This is a genomic window from Roseovarius maritimus, assembly GCF_043355895.2.
Lineage (GTDB): Bacteria > Pseudomonadota > Alphaproteobacteria > Rhodobacterales > Rhodobacteraceae > Roseovarius > Roseovarius maritimus.
Genome location: NZ_JBHFPF020000011.1, coordinates 43,292 through 61,057, shown reverse-complemented (window position 1 = coordinate 61,057; position 17,766 = coordinate 43,292). Strand labels below are relative to the sequence as shown.

Below are 17,766 nucleotides of genomic sequence, written 5' to 3'. Positions count from 1 at the left end.
CTGTAAATAAAGTCTGCCAAGACAACCCAGCCCGCACGCCTGAGTTCCTTGCGAACAATCATATTGCGTGCAATCATTATCGCGGACTGGGCGCTCGACCCGAGAGGTGAAGACATTGACGACAACCGCGGACGCGATGAACGATCTTGCACTCGATAGGCAGCTTTGCTTTCCGCTCTATGCGGCATCGAACCTTGTTGCGCGGCTTTACCGGCCGGTGCTCGGGCCGCTTGGGCTGACCTATCCGCAATATCTCGTGATGCTGGTTCTGTGGGAGAGCGCGCCGCAAAGCATCGGCAGCCTCGGCGAGCGGCTTCATCTGGACAGCGGAACGCTGACGCCCCTCATCAAGCGGCTTGTCGCGGGCGGATTTGTCAGCCGGCAGCGCGATCCGGCCGACGATCGGCGCGTTCTGGTGGCCCTGACGGACAAGGGCCAGGGGCTGCGCGATGAGGCGGCCGGAATTCCAAAATCCCTTGTCGACGGTCTGGCGATCACCCCTGGCGAGCTTGAGCATCTGCGCGATGAGGTTCAGCACTTCGTGCGGACCCTGACCGCGCCCAAGGGCTAGACGGATGCGGGCGGGCGCGGAGGCCGGCAAGCTCCGTCACAGCCTCCTGCCAAACGCGGCGTTCGCTTGTTGCGAACGGCAAAGGCTCTGCTAGGCTCGCGCCATGCGCTACACGCTGAACGAGATCGAGACGTTTCTGGCGGTCATGGAGCTGGGCACCGTCACCGCGACGGCGGCGCGGATGAACCTGTCGAAATCGGTCGTGAGCAAGCGCATCACGGATCTGGAAGACGCGCTTGGCGCAGCGCTGTTTCTGCGCAGCGCGGGCCTGGATCACGCCGACCAAGGCGGCGCTGCGGCTCGATGACCGGCTGCGTCCCGCCATGGCCCATTTGGCCGCCGCAGCCGAGAGCGCCGCATCGGGGATCACCCATGACGAGGCGTTGCAGGGCACGCTGGCAATCACGGCGCCGATGAGTTTCGGAACGCTTCATTTGTCGCCGATCATCGCGCGCTTTGCCGCGCAGCACCCGGATCTGGAGCTGCGCGTGAACTATGACGACCGGGCGCGCGACCTTGTGCGCGACGGGTTCGACATCGCCATCCGCATCAGCGTTCTGCGCGATACCTCATTGATAAAGCAAAAACTTTGCGATGATGAGGCGACCCCCTGCGCCAGCCACGCCTATCTGGACCGGCACGGGCGGCCCGCCACATCGGGCGTTCTGAAGACCCACCGGCTGATCGGATATCGGCATATGTCCGACGCCGAGCTTTGGTCCTTCGGCAAGAGCGCGGCGCGCGTCTCCTAAAGCCGGATAATCCTGAACAATGGCGAGGCGATCCGCGACATGGCGATCGAGGGGCTGGGGCTGGCGGTGCTGCCCGGCTTCATCGCCGGGCCCGCCATCGAGGCCGGGCTGCTGGAAGGAGTCCTGCCCCGGATCACACCGCGCAAGATGCCGATCGTCGCTCTCTGGCCGCCCGTCGCGCCGATGCCGCCCAAGCTGCGGTTTTTTGTCGATCATCTGATCCAAGAGCTGGGCCGCGCGCGCCCCTGATGAGGCGCGCCGGCTGATTCGCCCTTGAGGCGGCAGACCGAGAAAAATAATTTTTTCGCTGCGCTACAGCATGGCCCATGCCCGGCCCTTTGGTTGACACGTCCAGGTTGCGCCCCAGTCTCGGTGCCCATCAACAGAAAGGAACGATCATGGACAATTCCCGGAGAAGTTTCCTCGGAGCGACGGCCCTCGGCCTCGGCTCCTTCACCTTGGCCAGCGCCAGCGTTGCGCAGACCGGGGTTCAAGGCGCAGAGGCCGAGGGCAGCCGCCGCCGATGCCGCCCAGCCAACCGCCTACGGCGCCTCGATGGCCAGCCAATCGCTCGACATCGTCAGCCTCGACCGGCTGGATAGCGCCGTGCGGGAGGTGATCCCCGAAGCGGGCTATCAGTTCGTCTCGGGCGCGTCCGGCGATGAGTGGACCCTGCGCGAGAACCGCCGCGCCTTTGACGATTTCCGCATCGAGCCCAAGCGCCTGCGCGGCGTTTCGTCGGATGTTGATCTGTCCATCGACCTTCTGGGTCAGTCCCTGCCCTTCCCGATCTTTACCGCGCCGATGGGCGCGCATGGCATGGTCCATGAAGAGGCCGAGGTGGCCACCGCCCGCGGCACCGGCATGGCCGGCACGCTCTATTGCTCGTCCGGCGCCTCGCACCGCACGCTGGAGGAGATCGCGGAGGCGACAGAGGGGCCAAAGTGGTTCCAGCTTTACTGGAACAACGACATCGAAGTGACTAAATCGCTGCTGAAACGTGCCAAGGATGCGGGCTATTCGGCAATCGTGCTGACCGCCGATGCGCTGGGGGCCGGGCATGCCCGACGATTTCAAGGCGATGGGCGCGCCCTACCGCCAGGACATGTCGTTCGGAAATCATGATCCTGAGCGCGGCGGATCTGGCAACTTCTTCAACCAGAAGGTCGATCTGGACACGGGTGCCATCAAGTTCATCAAGGATCAGACCGGTCTGCCCGTTGTGGTCAAGGGCCTTCTGCGCGTCGACGATGCCGACCGCTGCATCGGCGCGGGCGCGGATGCGATCCAGGTCTCGAACCATGGTGGCCGCCAGATCGACGGCGTGCCCGCCTCCATCGCCGCGCTGCCGGATGTGTCCAAGGTGGTGAATGGCCGCGTGCCGGTCATCATGGACAGTGGCATCCGCCACGGCAGCGACGTGATCCGCGCGCTGGTGATGGGCGCGGATGCGGTCGCCGTGGGCCGTCCGGTGATGTATGGCCTCGGCCTTGGCGGGGCTGAGGGCGTGCAATCGGTGCTGTAGCATCTGGGCAGTGATCTGCGCTCGGCCATGTTGCTGACCGGCGCGGCCAAGCTGTCGGATCTCGACCCGAGCTATATCAACCTTGTCGGCCCCAGCGCCCAATCCGTAAGGAGCTGAGCCATGACAAACACCATGACAAACCTCACTAAACTGGCCCTTACCGGCATTCTGGCCACCCTCACCGCGCCCGCCTTCGCGGCGAGCGACACCGCCGAGCCGGTGGACCAATCCATCTACGAGGGCCGCGAGATCCTGCCGGACCCGTCCGACGGCAAGTGCGACGTGGAAAAATCGCTGGAGCCGTTCAAGGACAATCTCTACCGGCACACCAACGGCTCTTTCCCGGCCACCCATAGCGGGCTGGTCCTCATCACCGACGAGGGCGCGCTGGTGGTCGATGGCGGCAATACCTGCGTTGCCAAATGGCTTCAGGACGAGATCAAGACGCGGTTCGATACGGACATCAAATATGTCGTCCAGACCCACGCCCATTGGGACCATCTGGCTGGCACGCAGGTCTGGCAGGAGGCGGGCGCGACGGTGATCGCGCAGCGCAATGCGATCGAGCCGATCATCGGGGAAAAGCTGCCCTTCGCCACGCCCGACCGCGTCTTTGACACCAAGGCCGAGATCGAGCTGGGGGGCGAGACCATCCGCCTGCATCACGAGCCGATGGGTAATCACTCGAACAGCATGGTGCAGGTCGTCTTTCCGCGTCAGAGCGCGATGCAATGCACGATGTGTGCCAGTCCAAGACCTTCCCCTATATGGACTTTCTCGACTTCTACTATCCCGGCTGGATCAAGACTCTGGACTGGGTGATCGAGCAGGATGTCGATCTGATCGACGTGGGTCATTACAACGATCCGGCCACCACCGAGGATATCGTCGCGCTGCGCGGCTACATGACTGACCTGCACGATCAGGTGCTGGCGCTGTCGCGCGAAGGCATGAAATGGGACCAGCTGTGGCGCAACGTCACCGCCGGCAACGAGTATCGCGACGGATGGTTCGGCTATAAATACATGCGCCGCGCCAATATCGAGGGCATGTTCCGTTGGGTCGACAACCACCGCCGCGGCGTCTGGTAGGATCTCGCCACGTTCAATTATTGCCGGCCGCAGCCCCCCGCTGCGGCCGGTCTCATGTACGGCGGCGCGCGTTTATTGCGCTAAGTGCAACAGTGAATGACGGATTATCACTGTTCCAAGGCAGGCCCGGCGCCCCTAGTTTATCCCTAGACCCCAAGGTCATGGCCCCGGTGCCACAAAAGGAGACCGCAGATGACCCGCCGCACCCTTGAAGGCGATTGGGCGCCGCGCTTGCTCAGCGTGTTGGGGATCGCCGCCGGGCTGACATTTTTCTGCTACGGCAGCGAAAAGATCCTAGGCTTTCCCGATGGCCGCGCGCCCGAGATGTTCTCGATGTCGTGGAATGCGGGCGTGATCGAGCTTGTCACCGGGGCGCTGATTGCCTTGGGCCTTTTGACCCGCCCCGCCGCCTTCATCGCCTCGGGCACGATGGCCGCCGCCTATTTCATCGCGCATGCACCGCAAAGCGTCTTTCCCTCGGTCAATGGCGGCGCGGGGGCGATCCTCTTCTGCTTCGTCTTTTTCTACCTCATCTTCGCGGGCCCCGGCCCGTGGAGCATCGACGCCCGGCGCGGCCAGCCCAGCTGAGCGCACCCGCGCATTTCACACACCCTCAGGCAACCGCCTGACCGACTTCAGGAGATACAAGACCATGGGACTTCTCATCGACGGCGAATGGCACGACAAATGGTATGACACGGACAGCACCGGCGGCAAGTTCGAGCGCAGCGAGTCGCAGTTCCGCAACTGGGTGACGGCGGATGGCAGCGCCGGACCGACCGGCGAAGGCGGGTTCAAGGCCGAGGCGGGGCGCTATCACCTCTATGTCTCGCTTGCCTGCCCCTGGGCCAACCGCACGCTGATCCTGCGCAGCCTCAAGGGGCTGAAGGACGCGATCGGCCTCTCGGTCGTCAACCCCTACATGGGCGATCATGGCTGGACGTTTGAGGCCGGCCCCGGCGTCATCCCGGATCCCGGCGGCGCCGATTACATGTATCAGGTCTATCTGCGCGCCGATCCCGAGTATTCGGGCCGCGTAACCGTACCGGTCCTCTGGGACAAGGAGCGCGGCACCATCGTCAGCAACGAATCCGCAGACATCATCCGCATGCTGAATTCGGCCTTCGCGGGGATCGCCACGGATGAGACCGATTACAGCCCGGACGCGCTGATGGACGAGATCGACGAGATCAACGCACTGACCTATGACGCGGTGAATAACGGTGTCTACAAGGCCGGTTTCGCCACCGATCAGAAGGTCTATGAGGGCGAAGCGCGCAAGCTTTTCGACGCGCTCGACACGCTGGAGGACCGGCTGGGCAAACAACGCTACCTCGTCGGCGACCGCTTGACCGAGGCCGACTGGCGGCTCTTCACCACGCTCATCCGCTTTGATCCGGTCTATCACGGGCATTTCAAGTGCAACCTGAAGATGCTGAAGGATTACGAGAACCTCTGGAGCTACACCCGCGAGCTGTATCAAATGCCCGGCGTCGCCGAGACGGTGGATTTCGATCACATCCAGCAGCATTACTACCGCAGCCACGGCACCATCAACCCGAACGGAATCGTTCCTGCGGGGCCGGTGCTGGACCTTGAGCAGCCCTCCACGCGGGGCTACTAGGGCGTCGTCAGCGCGTAAGTCTCAATGCCGGCGCATATCCTTCGCCGGCATTTTTGCTGTTGCGCTCAGGCGCGCGCAGGCGTCCCGGCGACGCTGCGGGTGCGGTCGCGCTGGTCCTTGATCGCAACCAGCAGCGCCGCAAAGACCACCAGGGCGATCAGGCTGAATCCGACAATCATCGCCATCGCCCAGGATGTCGCCGCAAGGGTATAGAACGTGGCCGCCGTGATCATCGCGATCCCGACCGCCGTGCCGATCCGCTGACCCGTCTGCATGATCGCGCCCGAGCTTCCGGCGTAGTCCAGCGGCACTTCGGCCAGCGTCAGAGTCTGGTTCGGGCTGATGACCGAGCCTTGGGCCATGCCGACAAAGGCCAGAGACGCCATCAGCCACCAGATGCTGATATGGCCCGCCTCGTGCAGCAGGACCACACCGATGCTCAGCCCCAGTCCGACCAGCGCCAGCAGCAGACCCCAGATCACCACCTTGCGCCCCAGACGCATCACGCGGCTGCCGGCCCAATAGGCGGCATAGGCCGACAGCAGCGCCGCCGGGATGCCGAAGAATCCCGATTCCAGCGCCGATTTGCCGCCACCCTCCTGCACATAGAGCGCGACCAGTACCCAGACGCTGGTGACGCCCATGAAGTAGAGCGTCATGATCGTGATCCCGTGCAAATAGCTGCGGGTCGAGAAGATCTTGAGATCGACCATCGGGCTGAGGCCAAGGCGCAGATACCGCCGCTCCCACCAGACCCAGACCCAGACCAGCGCAAGGCCGACCGGGAGCAGCAGCCAGATCAGCGCGCTGCCGCTATTCTCGACGAACGGAAAGAGGATGGCCAGCACCGCCAGCGCCAGTAGCAGCGCACCGACCGGATCGAGCGAGCGCAGCCCGCTGCCGGTGCGCGGCAGGCGCAAGATAAGCGGGCGCGGAAACCACATCAGGCCCAGGATCAGCGCCGCGGCGCCGATGGGCACGTTGACCAAGAAGGTCAGCCGCCAGCCCAGCTCGGGCCCGCCCAGCTCGATCAGAAGGCCGCCCAGCACCGGCCCGATGGCGACCGACACGCCGACAGCCGTGCCGAAATAGCCAAAGGCCCGCCCACGCGCGTCGCCGCGAAAGTAATGCTGGATCATGCCAAGGCCTTGGGGGTTCAAGAGGCCCGAGCCGATCCCTTGCGCAAAGCGCGCGGCGTTCAGCCATTCGGCATTGGGCGCCAGTCCCGCCGCGACGGACGAGACGGTAAAGATACCCACCCCGATCAGGAACAGCCCGCCGCGCCCCATGATGTCCCCGGCGCGGCCTGCGCCCACCAGCACGACGCCGAAGGTCAGCGCATAGCCCGAGAGCACCCATTGCAGATCCGATTGCGACGCATCCAGCCCGATACGGATCGACGGCAGCGCCACGTTGACGATGCTGACACCCACGAGGGTCATGAAGATCGTTATGATCAGCACAAAGAGGATGCGCCAGCGCACCGGATCGGCTGTGGGGTCATCTTGCGGCGCGGGCGGCGGGGTCACATCGGTGTGCGAAGAATTCATTCTGACAAGCTTTCTGGTATTCCGGCGCGCGACGCTCAAAGCCGCGCGTACCGACAGCCAACGCACGGGTAGCGCGCCCGGTTCGATGGAGGTGTCTTTGCCTTCTACCGCCTCGGCGTGAGAGGGTCCACGGCGGCGGATTGGCAGAATGGTCACGCCGCTGCGGAATGGCCGACGCCGCGCATACCATGCGGCGCGCAAGGTCAGGCAGGGCCTTGGCGCGTCAGCCGCCGCGCAGCTCGATCAGCGGATAGTCGGAATTCGGCCGCAGCTTGGTCAAATCGAAGGGGTTGAAGCGAGATGTCCCGGCCTTCTCGAAGGGCATGATCTGCATCTTCAGCATCCAAGTGGGATAATCGCCATCCGCGTTGACCGACATACAGGTGTGGCTGGAATAGCCATCCATGTGGCGCCACGTCTTGGGGATGCCGCGATCGCCCATCCGCCGTGTGGCCTGATGCGCGGCGTCGGCTCACCTCTCCCAGGGCAGATCCCTGCATGTCCCAACCAGATGCTCGACCAGCAGGCGCAGCCGGGTCGACTGGAACCGGCTGGGCGGAAAGACCGCGAATATGTCGCGCTGAGGCGCCGTGGTGTATTCGGGTAGGATCGCGCGCAGGGCACCCGTTTCCAGATGTGCGGCGACATAGAAGATGGGAAGGATGGCAATCCCGACGCCGGCCAGGGCGGCGCTGCACAGCATATCGCCCGAGTCGGTGCGAAAGCTTGCGCGCAGGCTGATCTGCCCGGCACTGCCCGCCGCATCCAGATAGCGCCATTCATGCACCCCGCTATTGCCGGTGAAGGCCAAAACGTTGTGATCCGCCAGATCCTCAGGCCGCTCCGGCGTGCCATGTTCGGCCAGATATCCCGCACTCGCGCAAAGGACGAACGGACAGCCCGCCATGCGCCGCGCAATCAGCGACGTATCCGCCAGCGCGCCGATACGCACGGCCAGATCGACGCCCTCGCTGGCCATATCGACGAAGCGCTCGTTCAGGCTCACGTCCAGCTCGACCTCGGGATAGCGGGCGGCGAATTCGGCGATGGCCGTGCCGAGATACTTGATCCCGAAACTTTGCGGCAGGCTGATCCTCAGCGGCCCCTTGGGGCGCGATTTCAGCTCGTTGATCAGCTCTTCGGCCTCGCGCAGATCCTGCAGCGCCCGCGCCGCGCCGGCAAAGCCGCCCGCCTCGACCACGGCGACAAAGACCCCGATGCGTGAGATGTGATCCATGCCATTATCAACCTTATGGAAAGAATGATCTGCCGAAGTGCCGTATTATCAATACATTACCCAAGGTGCGATATGGGTGCCAGAGCGAACACATTCGGAGGCAAGACAATGACACATTCCGCAAACCTCGCTTACGGCGCCACCATCACCCGCATTTCTCTGGGCAGCGTCCTGCTGGCCTACGGGTTTCTCAAGCTGCTGGTCTTTACCGTGCCCGGCATGGTCGCCTATTTCGGCAGCCTCGGCCTGCCCGCCATCGCCGCCTATCTGACCATCTTTGCCGAACTGGCCGGCGGCACCGCCATCCTCCTCGGCCTCTACACCCGCCTCGCCGCCCTTCTGTCGCTCCCGCTGCTGCTGGGTGCGGTCTGGGCGCATGTCGGCAATGGCTGGGTCTTCAACGCCGAAGGCGGCGGCTGGGAATTCCCGCTGCTTCTGGTGGCGCTTGCCGTGGCGGTCGCCGTGCAGGGCGGTGGTGCCTATGCGCTGCGCCGCCTGCCGGTGATCGACGGCTTCGTGCCTCAGGCGCTCAGGGCCTGAGATACGGCCCCCTGCCCGCGTTCCTGAATGCGGGCAACGGGCGGCAATCGCGCTAGGCTATCTTGGCATCGACCATGAAACGCAAAGGATCAAGCGACATGACACGCATTCTGGGAATATCCGGCAGCTTGCGCGCGGCCTCGTTCAACACCGCGCTCCTGCGCACCGCGCAGGGCCTCATGTCCGAGGGTGCCACCCTTGAGGAAGGCACCATTCGGGGCATCCCCCTCTATGACGCGGACGAAGAGGCGCAGGCGGGCATCCCTCCGGCGGTCGAGCGTCTGAAAGAGCAGATGGCGTGCTGCTCTTCACGCCCGAATACAACAATTCGATCCCCGGCGTTTTCAAGAACGCGATCGACTGGACCAGCCGCCCCGCCAGCGATATCGCCCGCATCTTTGGCGGCAAAAAGGTGGCCGTGCTGGGCGCCTCGCCCGGCGGGTTCGGCACGATCCTGTCGCAGGATGCGTGGCTGAGCGTGCTGCGCACCCTCGGCACGCGGCCTTGGCATCAGGGCCGGCTGATGGTGGCGCGGGCGGGCGGTACCTTTGACGACGGCGGGCACATGACGGACCAGGCGATGCGGGATCGGCTGACGGCCTTTCTCGCCGGGTTCACCGCCTTCGTCGCCGCGCGGGACATCTGACACCACCGGAACCTTTGGCCCTACGGGCCGTATCCCCACCTCGCGGCACCTCGGCTACGTCAAGTTTCACGCCGGATGCGCCCTTGGTGGGTCCGGCTCGTCCCACGCGGCCCAAACCGTGCGGACGACACCCAAATCTCAGGAGAACACCCATGCCAACACTTTACACGATGCCCGGAACCTGCTCGCTTGCGCCCAATATCGCGGTGGCGTGGCTGGATGCGCCGGTCGAGGTCAAGACGATGGCGTATGGCGATCACAAGATGGCCGACTATCTGGCGATCAACCCCAAGGGCAAGGTGCCAAGCGTCCAGTTCGAGGATGGCGATGTGCTGACCGAGGCGGCGGCGATCCTCCAATGGCTGGGCGCCGCGTATGGCAAAAGCAACTATGGGCGCGATACCGATATCGGCCGCAAGGAGGCCGAGGCGCTGTCCTACATGACGTCCGATGTGCATGCGGCCTATGGCGGCCATTTCGGCCCGCAGAACTTCGCCGAAAGCCAGGACGGGGTCGCGGAGGTCAAGCGCAAGACCTACGAGACGCTGGGCAATCATTACAAGCGTCTCAACGATGTGCTGAACGCGAATGGCCGCGAATGGTATCTGGGCAAGCGCAGCTTTGCCGATACGTTCTTCTATGTGCTGAGCCGCTGGATCGAGCAGACGCCGCTTTCGATGGGTGACTATCCCGCGCTCAAGGAGCATCGCAGCCGGATGGAAGCCGACAAGGGCGTGCAGACCGCGCTCGAACGTCAGAACATGGAGCCGATCGGGTGATGGCCTTCGCCAAGGGAGATAACTGGCCGTCTCTGCCCTGGTCAGACTGGGCAGAGACCTGCGCCGCGCTGCATCTGTGGACGCAGATGCTGGGCAAATACCGCGTGGCGCATACGCCGTGGGTCAACCATGCTTGGCATTCGGCGCTTTATGTCACGCCGCGCGGCATGACGACCGGGCCGGTGCATGAGACGGGCGGCTGCGTCAGCCTCACGCTCGATTTCACCGATCATCGCCTGGTCGCCGAAGCCGATGGCGGCGCGCGCGACGGTTTCGCGCTGGAGCCGATGAGCGTTGCGGAGTTCCACACCCGCCTCGAACGCGCCGTCGAGGCGGTCGGCGGCACGTTTGACATTCACGGCGCGCCGAATGAGCTGCCCGATGCGGTGCCCTTCGCCAAGGACACCGAGGCGCGCCCCTATGATGCCGAGGCCGCCGCGCGGTTTCACAAGGCGCTTTTGCATATCGTGCCGGTCTTCGAGCATTTCCGCACCGGGTTTCTGGGCAAGGTCTCGCCCGTGCATTTCTTCTGGGGCTCCTTCGATCTGGCGCTTACCCGCTTTTCGGGCAGCACCGCGCCGCTGCATCCCGCCGGCATCCCCAACATGCCCGATGCCATCGCGCAGGAGGCCTATAGCCACGAGGTGTCCTCCGCCGGATTCTGGCCGGGCGGCGGCGGCGTGGATGAGACGATGTTCTATTCCTATGCGTACCCCACGCCCAAGGGCTTTGCCGACTATCCCGTCGCGCCCGAGATTGCACGCTTTGACACCGATCTGGGCGAGTTCCTGCTGCCCTATGCCGATGTCATTGCCAGCGATGACCCCGAGGGGATGCTGATGGACTTCCTGCAATCGACCTATGCGGCCGCGGCCGATACGGCGATTGGAACCGGGATGCGCTGGAGTGCGAGATCGGCAAACCCGGCAAGCCACGCCCGCTAGAGCGGCCCGCCTAGACACCCGCCATCAGAACATCGACGGCGCGGGTGATCGCATCCTCCTGCCCCGCTGCGCAGCCGACGCGCCTCAGCGCGCTGCGCCGCACGCCCGCAATCAGGCGCGTGGCAAGGATCAGGCGCCGGCCCTCATGGGTGATGTCGGGGTTGAGCAGCGTGACTGCCGGATAATCCGGCAAGAGCGGGATCACCACGACCGACGCATCGGGCGGCAGAAGATCACTCTCGATGACCACCATCAGGACGCCGCCATATTCGGCGATGTCGTAGCGCGTCAGCTCTGCCAAGATGCCGCCCCCGGCGCGGTCAGGATCTGCGCTAGCGGGTGACCGTTCTGCGCGTGCCAATCCGATTGCGCCGCAAAGGCATCTGCGTTTTCAGCCAGCCATTCACGGCGCTGCGCCTCAGCGACGGCGCGGCGCAGGGCGCTGTCGGCGATGGCCGACACGTTGATGCCCAGATCGCGCGCGCGGTCCAGCGCTTCGGCATCGAGGCTGAGCGATGTCTTGCGCCGGGCGGCATGTGCCATGGCGTCCCCCCCCTGAAATATACCGCCTTTATATACCGTACCGGCGGAGGAGGCAAGCGCCATCACGCAAGGCGGGCAGCCCCCTGCCCCGCCTAGCCCTTATCGAGTTCAGCGAAAAACGCGGCCACGGCGGCCTGCAAGCGCTGCTGGTCGTCGGTGGAGAAATCCCGGTCACAGATCAGCTCAACCCGGCCATTGCGCGCGGCGCAGCGAACCGTCCCCGCGGGGACAGTGCAGCGAAAGCTGGTCTTGGCCGCGTCCGGCGCCCCTGCCCTGCTCTGCGGCTTGGAGGGCTCGGAGGGCTTGGCGGCGGCCTGCGCACGCAGGATCTCCAGCTCGGCCTCGGGCGTGCTGGCCTGACCCGCGCCAAGCGCGGCACGGATGCGCGCGGCGGCACCGTCCTCGCCGGATATGCGCTTTTCCAGTTCCAGCCCCAGCGCGCGGGGGATCGCCTCGGGGAATTTCAGGCGGCTGCCGATGGTCTCGAGAACAGTCGCAAAATGCCTTATATAGACACGCTTTTGCCGGTTCGCCGACGCATAGAGCACCGCCACTGCCTGCTCCACATCCTCGGCCTCGGTCGCGTCATCGCGGGCATAGCGCAGCGCCAGCGCGGCCATCTCGGCAAAGGAGATATCGCGGCGCACGAGGTTTTCATCGACCATGCGGCGGTAAAGCCCCTCGATGCTCTCGCCATGGGCAAGGATGCCGGCGGGGATGCGGGCGTAGCGGTCGTCACCCGTCTCGTCATAAAGCTCGCGATAGGCAGACAGCCGGCGAAAGCCCTGCACCAGTTGCCACCCCTTGCCATCCGCCTCGACGCGGATCGGGTTGCTGAGGCCGATGGCGCGGATCGAGGCCTTGAGCTCGTCCAGCTCGGGATCGCGCGTGGCGCTCCGGTCGCGGTTCAGCTTGGTCGTGGTGATCGCGCCGATATCGATCAGATCGACGATCAACCCCTGCCCTTTCAGCCGGACAAGCTCATGCGCAAGGCGGTCATTCTCGGCGCGGATTGCCGCCTCGGCCTCTTGCCGCGTGCGCAATGCCTCGGCGTTTTCCGTTATGGCCGAGGCCATGGGACCGCGCCGTGCGGGCGGCGCATCTGGGCGGTCTGTCCCCGCGGGGACAGTGTCCTCGCCACCCGGAAAGTCGATGTCGAACCCTTTGCGCTTGCTCATGCCTCATCCTCCAGATTGTCCCAGGCGGTCAGCGCGTGGGCCTTGAATTCTTCATACGCCTGATCGAAGGAGGCCCGCGCGCGGCGCCATGTCTCGCGTGTCATATCGCGGTAATCGGTTTCGTAGATCGACGACAGAAACCTTCCGGACTGCTCGACCGCGCGGGTCATCTCGATCGGGTGCTCGGCCAACCTGTCGCCGAAGACCTTGCCAAAGGCCGAACGCATCGCGCGGTGCAAATCATTGCCCGGCTCGTACCGGGTGATCAGAAAACGGATATCCTGGAACACCTTGGGCAAGTTCATCGTCCCCGCGGGGACAACCCCGTTGAAGGCCGACAGATCCTCGAGCGCTTCGGCCAGCTGGCCGATGAAGGAGGTGGTGGAATCGTATTCCCAATAGCCCGGACCGGAGGGGATATAGAGCATATCGGCGGCAAAGACCGCATTCATGGATTGATAGCCGATGGCGGGCGGGCAATCGAAGAGGATCAGGTCATAGGCATCGGCAGGCAGCGCGTCGAGATAGCGACTGACCGCGGCGAAGAAGGACCATTCCGGGTTGAGATGGCGGTACTGCGCGCTAGCGAACTCGACAAAGGCGGCGTTGGCGCAGCTGGGGATCAGGTCGATCGTGGGCCAGCAGGTGGGCTTGACGAAATCGGCGACGCGCAGATCGGCCAGCCCCAGCTCGGTGATCGAGCTGGGCAGCGAGCGGCGGGGCAGGGCGGCGCCGGATTCCGCGCCCTGCGCGCTGGCATTCATGCGGGCGGTTTCCTGCATGAGGTCGCGCGCCATGATACCCCAGACGGTGAATTCCTCGGCCACATCGCTGAGCCCCATTGAGTGACTAAGCGTGGCCTGAGGGTCGAAATCGACGCAGAGAACGCGGTAGCCGTCGAGGGCCGCGGCATGGGCGAAATGCAGCGCCACGGTGGACTTGCCCGCGCCGCCCTTGAAATTGGCGATGGCAGCGCGCAGCGCCCGCTTGCCCGCCGGGCGGTGCGGCATCAGCGAGCGGCGATTCACCTTGATCCGGCGGCGCATCTCGTTGATCTCGTCCAGCGTATACCAGCGCTGGCGCCCGTCCTCTTCGACCTGGCCCTGCGGCAGCGACGGATCGGCAGCAAGGCGGCCGCGCAGGGTGGACTGGTTGACGCGAAAGATCAGCTCGGCCACCTCCCAGCTGGAAAAACGGCGTAGCGCCTTGTCCGCGCCGGGCGAGAAGGTCTGTTGGCGGATCCAGCCCTGCATTTTCAGCGATTGCGCCTGGAGGCGGGCGAGGTCGGAATGGGTGAACATCAGGACTCCTTCGGGTGTGTCCCCGCAGGGACAGACAAGATAAGGTGGCAACGGGACGCTAATCCCGCCTCACTTCCCGATTACGCCGAATTTGCAGAAAAAGCAAAAGGCAATATAGTGATAATCGTAAAATCGCCAAACCTGCCCCCACAAAGGGCACAGACGCCGAGGGCGAGCCGATTCGCCCCAGTGGCAGGGCAGCGGGCAGGATTAGGGGCACCTCGCCGGATAAAGGGGGACAGATCCGTACTGCCCACAAGATATTGGGGGACATTTCGCGCCTAATAGGGGACACGCAGGCTGTCCCCCTCTACCAATAATACCTTTTTTTAATCCTCTGGATTTTAGATCAGATGGCGACAGAGCGATCTGCCCTTGACAGACTCACCTCTCCGGACGCAAATTCATTTCAATCCGGGAAGTACGTTGGGTTCACTCCTTCCTTACCTTCCCTGGGTCTGACTCAGGCCACAGAAGCCTGGCAGCAAGAGGCAAATGGACGGCGCAAGATCCCGGCGGGCTTGGCGCCAAGGACGAGGGCAGTGATGCACATCAGAAAACCTGTCGGCCCCAAGGCCTCGGCGCAGAAGTATGACCTGCTGACCGCCCTCGGCGCCTTTGCCCTGTCGCGGGGCAAGGCCGAGCAGCGCATGACGCTGCGGCTGATGACACTGGTGACAGCGCGCTACAACTGGGCGCGCGACGAGCTGGAGGTGGGCCAGCGCGAGATCGCGCGGCTCTGGTCTGTGGACGAGCGCACGGTCAAGCGCGAGATGGCCCGGCTGCGCGCCTGCGGCTGGCTGCGGGTGACGCGGCAGGGCGCGCGGGGCCGGGTCACGCAATACAGTCTCGATATTGGGCGAATCCTGGAGGATACGCAGGATCAATGGGCCGCCATCGGGCCTGACTTTGTCCAGCGGCTGGGCGCTCAGCCCTCTGCCGAGCCGACGAATGTCGTGCCGCTGAGGCCGCACAGCGGCGCCGCCGTTCCCGCCCCTGACTTGACCGCCGGGACCGAATGGGCACTGGCGCAGGGCGTGCTCCATGGCGAGAACGCCGCGACTTACCAGACATGGTTTGCCAGTCTCAAGCGGTTGCGCCGCGAAGGGGCGCGGCTGATCCTGGCCGCGCCCAGCCGGTTTCATGCCAGTTATGTGCAGACGCATCTGGCGGCCACGCTGCTGGCCGCGTGCAGGTCGGTGGATGCAAGCGTCGATGAGGTGATCGTCACCGCATGAGGAGGGTCCTTGGCCCCTCCGCGATATGCGGCTCTAAACCCCGGTTTAGAGACTAGTGCCGGCCAGTTACAAATCCTGAACGCTGGCCGCGATGGCATCGACCGCGCGCAGCGAAAGCGCGGCGATTGTCAGGGTCGGGTTTGCCGTGGCCGAGGTGGGAAAGGTGCCCGAGCCCAGCATGAAGAGGTTGCGGTGATCGAAGCTGCGCAGATCCGCATCCACAACCGCGCTCTGCGCATCCGATCCCATCCGCACGGTGCCGATGATATGGCCCGCACCCTGCGCATCTGGCGAATGGTTCACGTCAGACGCATTCATGGCCGTGAAAATCTCGTCATGGGCGTCCTGCGCGGCAGCCAGGCCGGCAAGGGTGTAATCGGAGTAATCGTAATGGATGCGCGGCAGGGGCACGCCGTGTGCGTCCCGTTTGTCGGGGTCCAGCGTGACGCGGTTTTCCGCCTCTGGCGATTGCTCAACCAGCGAGCTGATGCGGATCTGGCGCGAGGTCGCGTCCTTGATCGCCGCGTCCAGCTCGGCGCCGCGCAGGCCGGACATGGCCAGATCGTTCGCCGTCGATTCGGGCGCGCCCGTGGGCCAGCTATGGCCGTCATTGGCGATCTCAATGCGGAACGCCGCACGTTCCTTGCGAAAATCGCCGTCCCGCAGGTTCTCGATACCCGAGGTCGAGAGCGGCCCGCGGAAGGGAAAGACCGGCTCGGACGTTGTGGCCCAGCTGAGCTTGGAGGGGTGGTCCATCAGGTTGCGCCCCACCTGATCCGAACTGTTGGCGATACCGTTTTCGGCGCCGTCCTGCGCGGAATTGAGCAGAAGGCGCGGGATCTCGATCGCGTGGGCGGCGAGGACGACGACCTTGCCCGATGCGGTACCGGTGCTGCCATCGGCGCGGCGGAACTCGGCGGATGCGACCTTGCCATCGTTGCCAAGGTTGAGCCGCGTGGCGGTGGTCTGGTCATGCACCGTTGCGCCCGCCTCTTCGGCAAGCTTCACATGAACGGTGGCATCGTATTTGGCCTGAATCGGGCAGACGGGAATGCACGAGGCATTGCCGCAACAGGCCGGGCGGTTGGCGTGGTAGGTCGAGTTGCGCCCCTGCGGGGTGGCGCGGATCTTGAATCGCGAGCCTTCCAGCGCGGCGCCGACATGCTTGTCGAGATAGGTGATCGGGATCTGCTCCATCGGATAATCGCCCGAGCGGGGCGAGCCGAGATCCTCGCTGCTGTCGCCGGCCACGCCAATCTCCTGCTCGGCCGCCAGATAGAAGGGCTCGAGCGCGTCATAATCGAAGGGCCAATCGACCCCATGGCCATAAAGCGAGTTCAACTTGAAATCGCCGGGCACGTTGCGCAGGGTCGTGCCCAGCCAGTGCCAGGTCGTGCCGCCGACCAGCTTGATATAGGTGGATTTGAATTTCTCCGGGCCGATCTGTTGATAGTAATCGTCCAGCTTGTGGGTCAGGGGATGCTCGGCGGATGGGTCATTGGGATAGGCGGATTCGGGCACCTTGAACTTGGCGTTCCAGAATTTCTCGACCGCATCGAAGCGCTCGATGCGCTTGCCGCTTTCCAGAAAGGCGACCTTGAGGCCCTTTTGCGCCAGTTTTGCGCCGGCCATCGCGCCTGCAACGCCAGTGCCGATGATCAGGATCTCTGCTGTAATGTCGTTGGTCATGGTGAGCTGCCTTGAATGGATGTCGGTTGAATGGGGCGAAGGGGCTGGGGTCAGGCGCCGGGTGCCCCGTTCCAATAGCCCATGACGCCGCCGCAGACGCCCTGCGGCTTGGTGAAATCCATCGCGTCCCACATCAACGCCTCGGTATAGGTGGCGACTTCGGTTTCGCCCGGGTCGGGCGAGACACCTGAATACCAGCTGGCCACAACCGCATTTGCCAGATCGCCAGCCTCGGCGCCCTCTGCCAGTCCGGCCAGATCCGCGCGGCGGTCCGTCGCGGCAAAGCCCTTGAGCAGTTCCGCGCCGATGCCCTCGGCCAGGCTGTCGCGGGCCGTCAGATCCTGTGACAGGCGCAGGAATGCATCCACGTCGAATTCTGCCGCAAAGGCGCGGGCTGGCCATTGCGCCAACGCCATGACCGGGAGGGCCGAGGCGGCCGATAAAATTCCCCGGCGCGTCATGGTGATCGGCTGGGCGGTGTCTGAACGTGACATGCGACTTTCCCCTTGTTTGCTACTGGTCTGCTTCTCGGATCCGGACGCATTGCGCCATCTGGGT

The 17,766-nt window shown here is 64.4% G+C and carries 20 protein-coding genes and 3 pseudogenes; 14 read left to right on the top strand and 9 right to left on the bottom strand.

Annotated elements, in window-relative coordinates; translation table 11 throughout:
• Positions 1–115 precede the first annotated feature (115 nt).
• The 9 genes and pseudogenes from ACEWPM_RS16535 to ACEWPM_RS16495 all read left to right on the top strand — a co-directional run bounded on the left by ACEWPM_RS16535 (position 116) and on the right by ACEWPM_RS16495 (position 5,563).
• Entirely contained in the window at positions 116–571 is a 456-nt protein-coding gene (locus tag ACEWPM_RS16535; protein ID WP_393963484.1) for a MarR family winged helix-turn-helix transcriptional regulator, read from the top strand.
• A 103-nt stretch (positions 572–674) separates the two neighbouring features.
• Positions 675–878, top strand: a complete 204-nt coding sequence (locus ACEWPM_RS16530) for a helix-turn-helix domain-containing protein (RefSeq protein WP_393963485.1) — start codon at positions 675–677, stop codon at positions 876–878.
• Between the two features lie 16 nt (positions 879–894).
• Positions 895–1,572, top strand: a pseudogene (locus ACEWPM_RS16525) (substrate binding domain-containing protein).
• A gap of 306 nt (positions 1,573–1,878) precedes the next feature.
• Complete coding sequence (locus tag ACEWPM_RS16520; protein WP_393963486.1) at positions 1,879–2,448, top strand: alpha-hydroxy-acid oxidizing protein; 570 nt, start codon at positions 1,879–1,881, stop codon at positions 2,446–2,448.
• On the top strand, positions 2,384–2,848 hold the full coding sequence (locus tag ACEWPM_RS16515; RefSeq protein ID WP_393963487.1) for an alpha-hydroxy-acid oxidizing protein: 465 nt from the start codon (positions 2,384–2,386) through the stop codon (positions 2,846–2,848). Before ACEWPM_RS16520 ends, ACEWPM_RS16515 begins: the two co-directional genes overlap by 65 nt.
• A 120-nt stretch (positions 2,849–2,968) precedes the next feature.
• Positions 2,969–3,670, top strand: a complete 702-nt coding sequence (locus ACEWPM_RS16510) for an MBL fold metallo-hydrolase (RefSeq protein ID WP_393963488.1) — start codon at positions 2,969–2,971, stop codon at positions 3,668–3,670.
• Positions 3,616–3,939, top strand: coding sequence for a hypothetical protein (locus ACEWPM_RS16505; RefSeq protein WP_393963489.1), 324 nt, complete (start codon positions 3,616–3,618; stop codon positions 3,937–3,939). The genes ACEWPM_RS16510 and ACEWPM_RS16505 overlap by 55 nt, the downstream gene beginning before the upstream one ends.
• 192 nt (positions 3,940–4,131) lie before the next feature.
• The gene (locus ACEWPM_RS16500; RefSeq protein WP_393963490.1) at positions 4,132–4,527 is read left to right on the top strand and encodes a DoxX family protein; all 396 of its coding nucleotides are present in this window, start codon (positions 4,132–4,134) and stop codon (positions 4,525–4,527) included.
• A gap of 64 nt (positions 4,528–4,591) precedes the next feature.
• On the top strand, positions 4,592–5,563 hold the full coding sequence (locus ACEWPM_RS16495; protein ID WP_393963491.1) for a glutathione S-transferase family protein: 972 nt from the start codon (positions 4,592–4,594) through the stop codon (positions 5,561–5,563).
• Positions 5,564–5,628: 65 nt separating this feature from the next.
• Here the strand turns inward: ACEWPM_RS16495 and ACEWPM_RS16490 are convergent, their stop codons facing one another.
• The 3 genes and pseudogenes from ACEWPM_RS16490 to ACEWPM_RS16480 all read right to left on the bottom strand — a co-directional run bounded on the left by ACEWPM_RS16490 (position 5,629) and on the right by ACEWPM_RS16480 (position 8,350).
• A complete protein-coding gene (locus ACEWPM_RS16490) occupies positions 5,629–7,113 on the bottom strand; it encodes an MFS transporter (RefSeq protein WP_393963492.1) in 1,485 nt (494 codons plus the stop codon).
• Positions 7,114–7,336: 223 nt separating this feature from the next.
• A pseudogene (locus tag ACEWPM_RS16485) lies at positions 7,337–7,570 on the bottom strand (catalase); the annotation flags it as partial.
• A 15-nt stretch (positions 7,571–7,585) separates the two neighbouring features.
• Positions 7,586–8,350, bottom strand: a complete 765-nt coding sequence (locus ACEWPM_RS16480; RefSeq protein ID WP_393963493.1) for a substrate binding domain-containing protein — start codon at positions 8,348–8,350, stop codon at positions 7,586–7,588.
• A 108-nt stretch (positions 8,351–8,458) separates the two neighbouring features.
• Here ACEWPM_RS16480 and ACEWPM_RS16475 point away from each other — a divergent pair, with 108 nt between their 5' ends.
• The 4 genes and pseudogenes from ACEWPM_RS16475 to ACEWPM_RS16460 all read left to right on the top strand — a co-directional run bounded on the left by ACEWPM_RS16475 (position 8,459) and on the right by ACEWPM_RS16460 (position 11,259).
• Positions 8,459–8,890: a DoxX family protein gene (locus ACEWPM_RS16475; RefSeq protein WP_393963494.1), complete on the top strand. Its 432-nt coding sequence runs from the start codon at positions 8,459–8,461 to the stop codon at positions 8,888–8,890.
• A 128-nt stretch (positions 8,891–9,018) separates the two neighbouring features.
• Positions 9,019–9,536: pseudogene (locus ACEWPM_RS16470) on the top strand (NADPH-dependent FMN reductase).
• Positions 9,537–9,688: 152 nt separating this feature from the next.
• Entirely contained in the window at positions 9,689–10,315 is a 627-nt protein-coding gene (locus tag ACEWPM_RS16465; RefSeq protein ID WP_393963495.1) for a glutathione S-transferase family protein, read from the top strand.
• The gene (locus ACEWPM_RS16460; RefSeq protein WP_393963541.1) at positions 10,315–11,259 is read left to right on the top strand and encodes a DUF5996 family protein; all 945 of its coding nucleotides are present in this window, start codon (positions 10,315–10,317) and stop codon (positions 11,257–11,259) included. Before ACEWPM_RS16465 ends, ACEWPM_RS16460 begins: the two co-directional genes overlap by 1 nt.
• 10 nt (positions 11,260–11,269) lie before the next feature.
• Here ACEWPM_RS16460 and ACEWPM_RS16455 read toward each other — a convergent pair whose 3' ends face one another.
• The 4 genes from ACEWPM_RS16455 to ACEWPM_RS16440 all read right to left on the bottom strand — a co-directional run bounded on the left by ACEWPM_RS16455 (position 11,270) and on the right by ACEWPM_RS16440 (position 14,281).
• Positions 11,270–11,560, bottom strand: a complete 291-nt coding sequence (locus tag ACEWPM_RS16455; RefSeq protein ID WP_393963496.1) for a CcdB family protein — start codon at positions 11,558–11,560, stop codon at positions 11,270–11,272.
• Positions 11,548–11,802, bottom strand: coding sequence for a type II toxin-antitoxin system CcdA family antitoxin (locus ACEWPM_RS16450; protein ID WP_393963497.1), 255 nt, complete (start codon positions 11,800–11,802; stop codon positions 11,548–11,550). The genes ACEWPM_RS16455 and ACEWPM_RS16450 overlap by 13 nt, the downstream gene beginning before the upstream one ends.
• A gap of 92 nt (positions 11,803–11,894) precedes the next feature.
• Positions 11,895–12,980: a ParB N-terminal domain-containing protein gene (locus ACEWPM_RS16445; RefSeq protein ID WP_393963498.1), complete on the bottom strand. Its 1,086-nt coding sequence runs from the start codon at positions 12,978–12,980 to the stop codon at positions 11,895–11,897.
• The gene (locus ACEWPM_RS16440) at positions 12,977–14,281 is read right to left on the bottom strand and encodes an AAA family ATPase (protein WP_393963499.1); all 1,305 of its coding nucleotides are present in this window, start codon (positions 14,279–14,281) and stop codon (positions 12,977–12,979) included. The genes ACEWPM_RS16445 and ACEWPM_RS16440 overlap by 4 nt, the downstream gene beginning before the upstream one ends.
• Before the next feature lie 545 nt (positions 14,282–14,826).
• On the opposite strand from ACEWPM_RS16440, the gene ACEWPM_RS16435 reads away from it, so the two are divergent.
• Positions 14,827–15,519: a DnaA N-terminal domain-containing protein gene (locus ACEWPM_RS16435; protein ID WP_393963500.1), complete on the top strand. Its 693-nt coding sequence runs from the start codon at positions 14,827–14,829 to the stop codon at positions 15,517–15,519.
• 66 nt (positions 15,520–15,585) lie between these two features.
• Here ACEWPM_RS16435 and ACEWPM_RS16430 read toward each other — a convergent pair whose 3' ends face one another.
• Together ACEWPM_RS16430 and ACEWPM_RS16425 are read right to left on the bottom strand one after the other, a co-directional pair.
• Complete coding sequence (locus tag ACEWPM_RS16430; RefSeq protein WP_393963501.1) at positions 15,586–17,208, bottom strand: GMC family oxidoreductase; 1,623 nt, start codon at positions 17,206–17,208, stop codon at positions 15,586–15,588.
• A 50-nt stretch (positions 17,209–17,258) separates the two neighbouring features.
• Positions 17,259–17,702 (bottom strand): sugar dehydrogenase complex small subunit, encoded by a 444-nt coding sequence (locus ACEWPM_RS16425; protein WP_393963502.1) that lies wholly within the window; start codon positions 17,700–17,702, stop codon positions 17,259–17,261.
• Between the last annotated feature and the right edge of the window lie 64 nt (positions 17,703–17,766).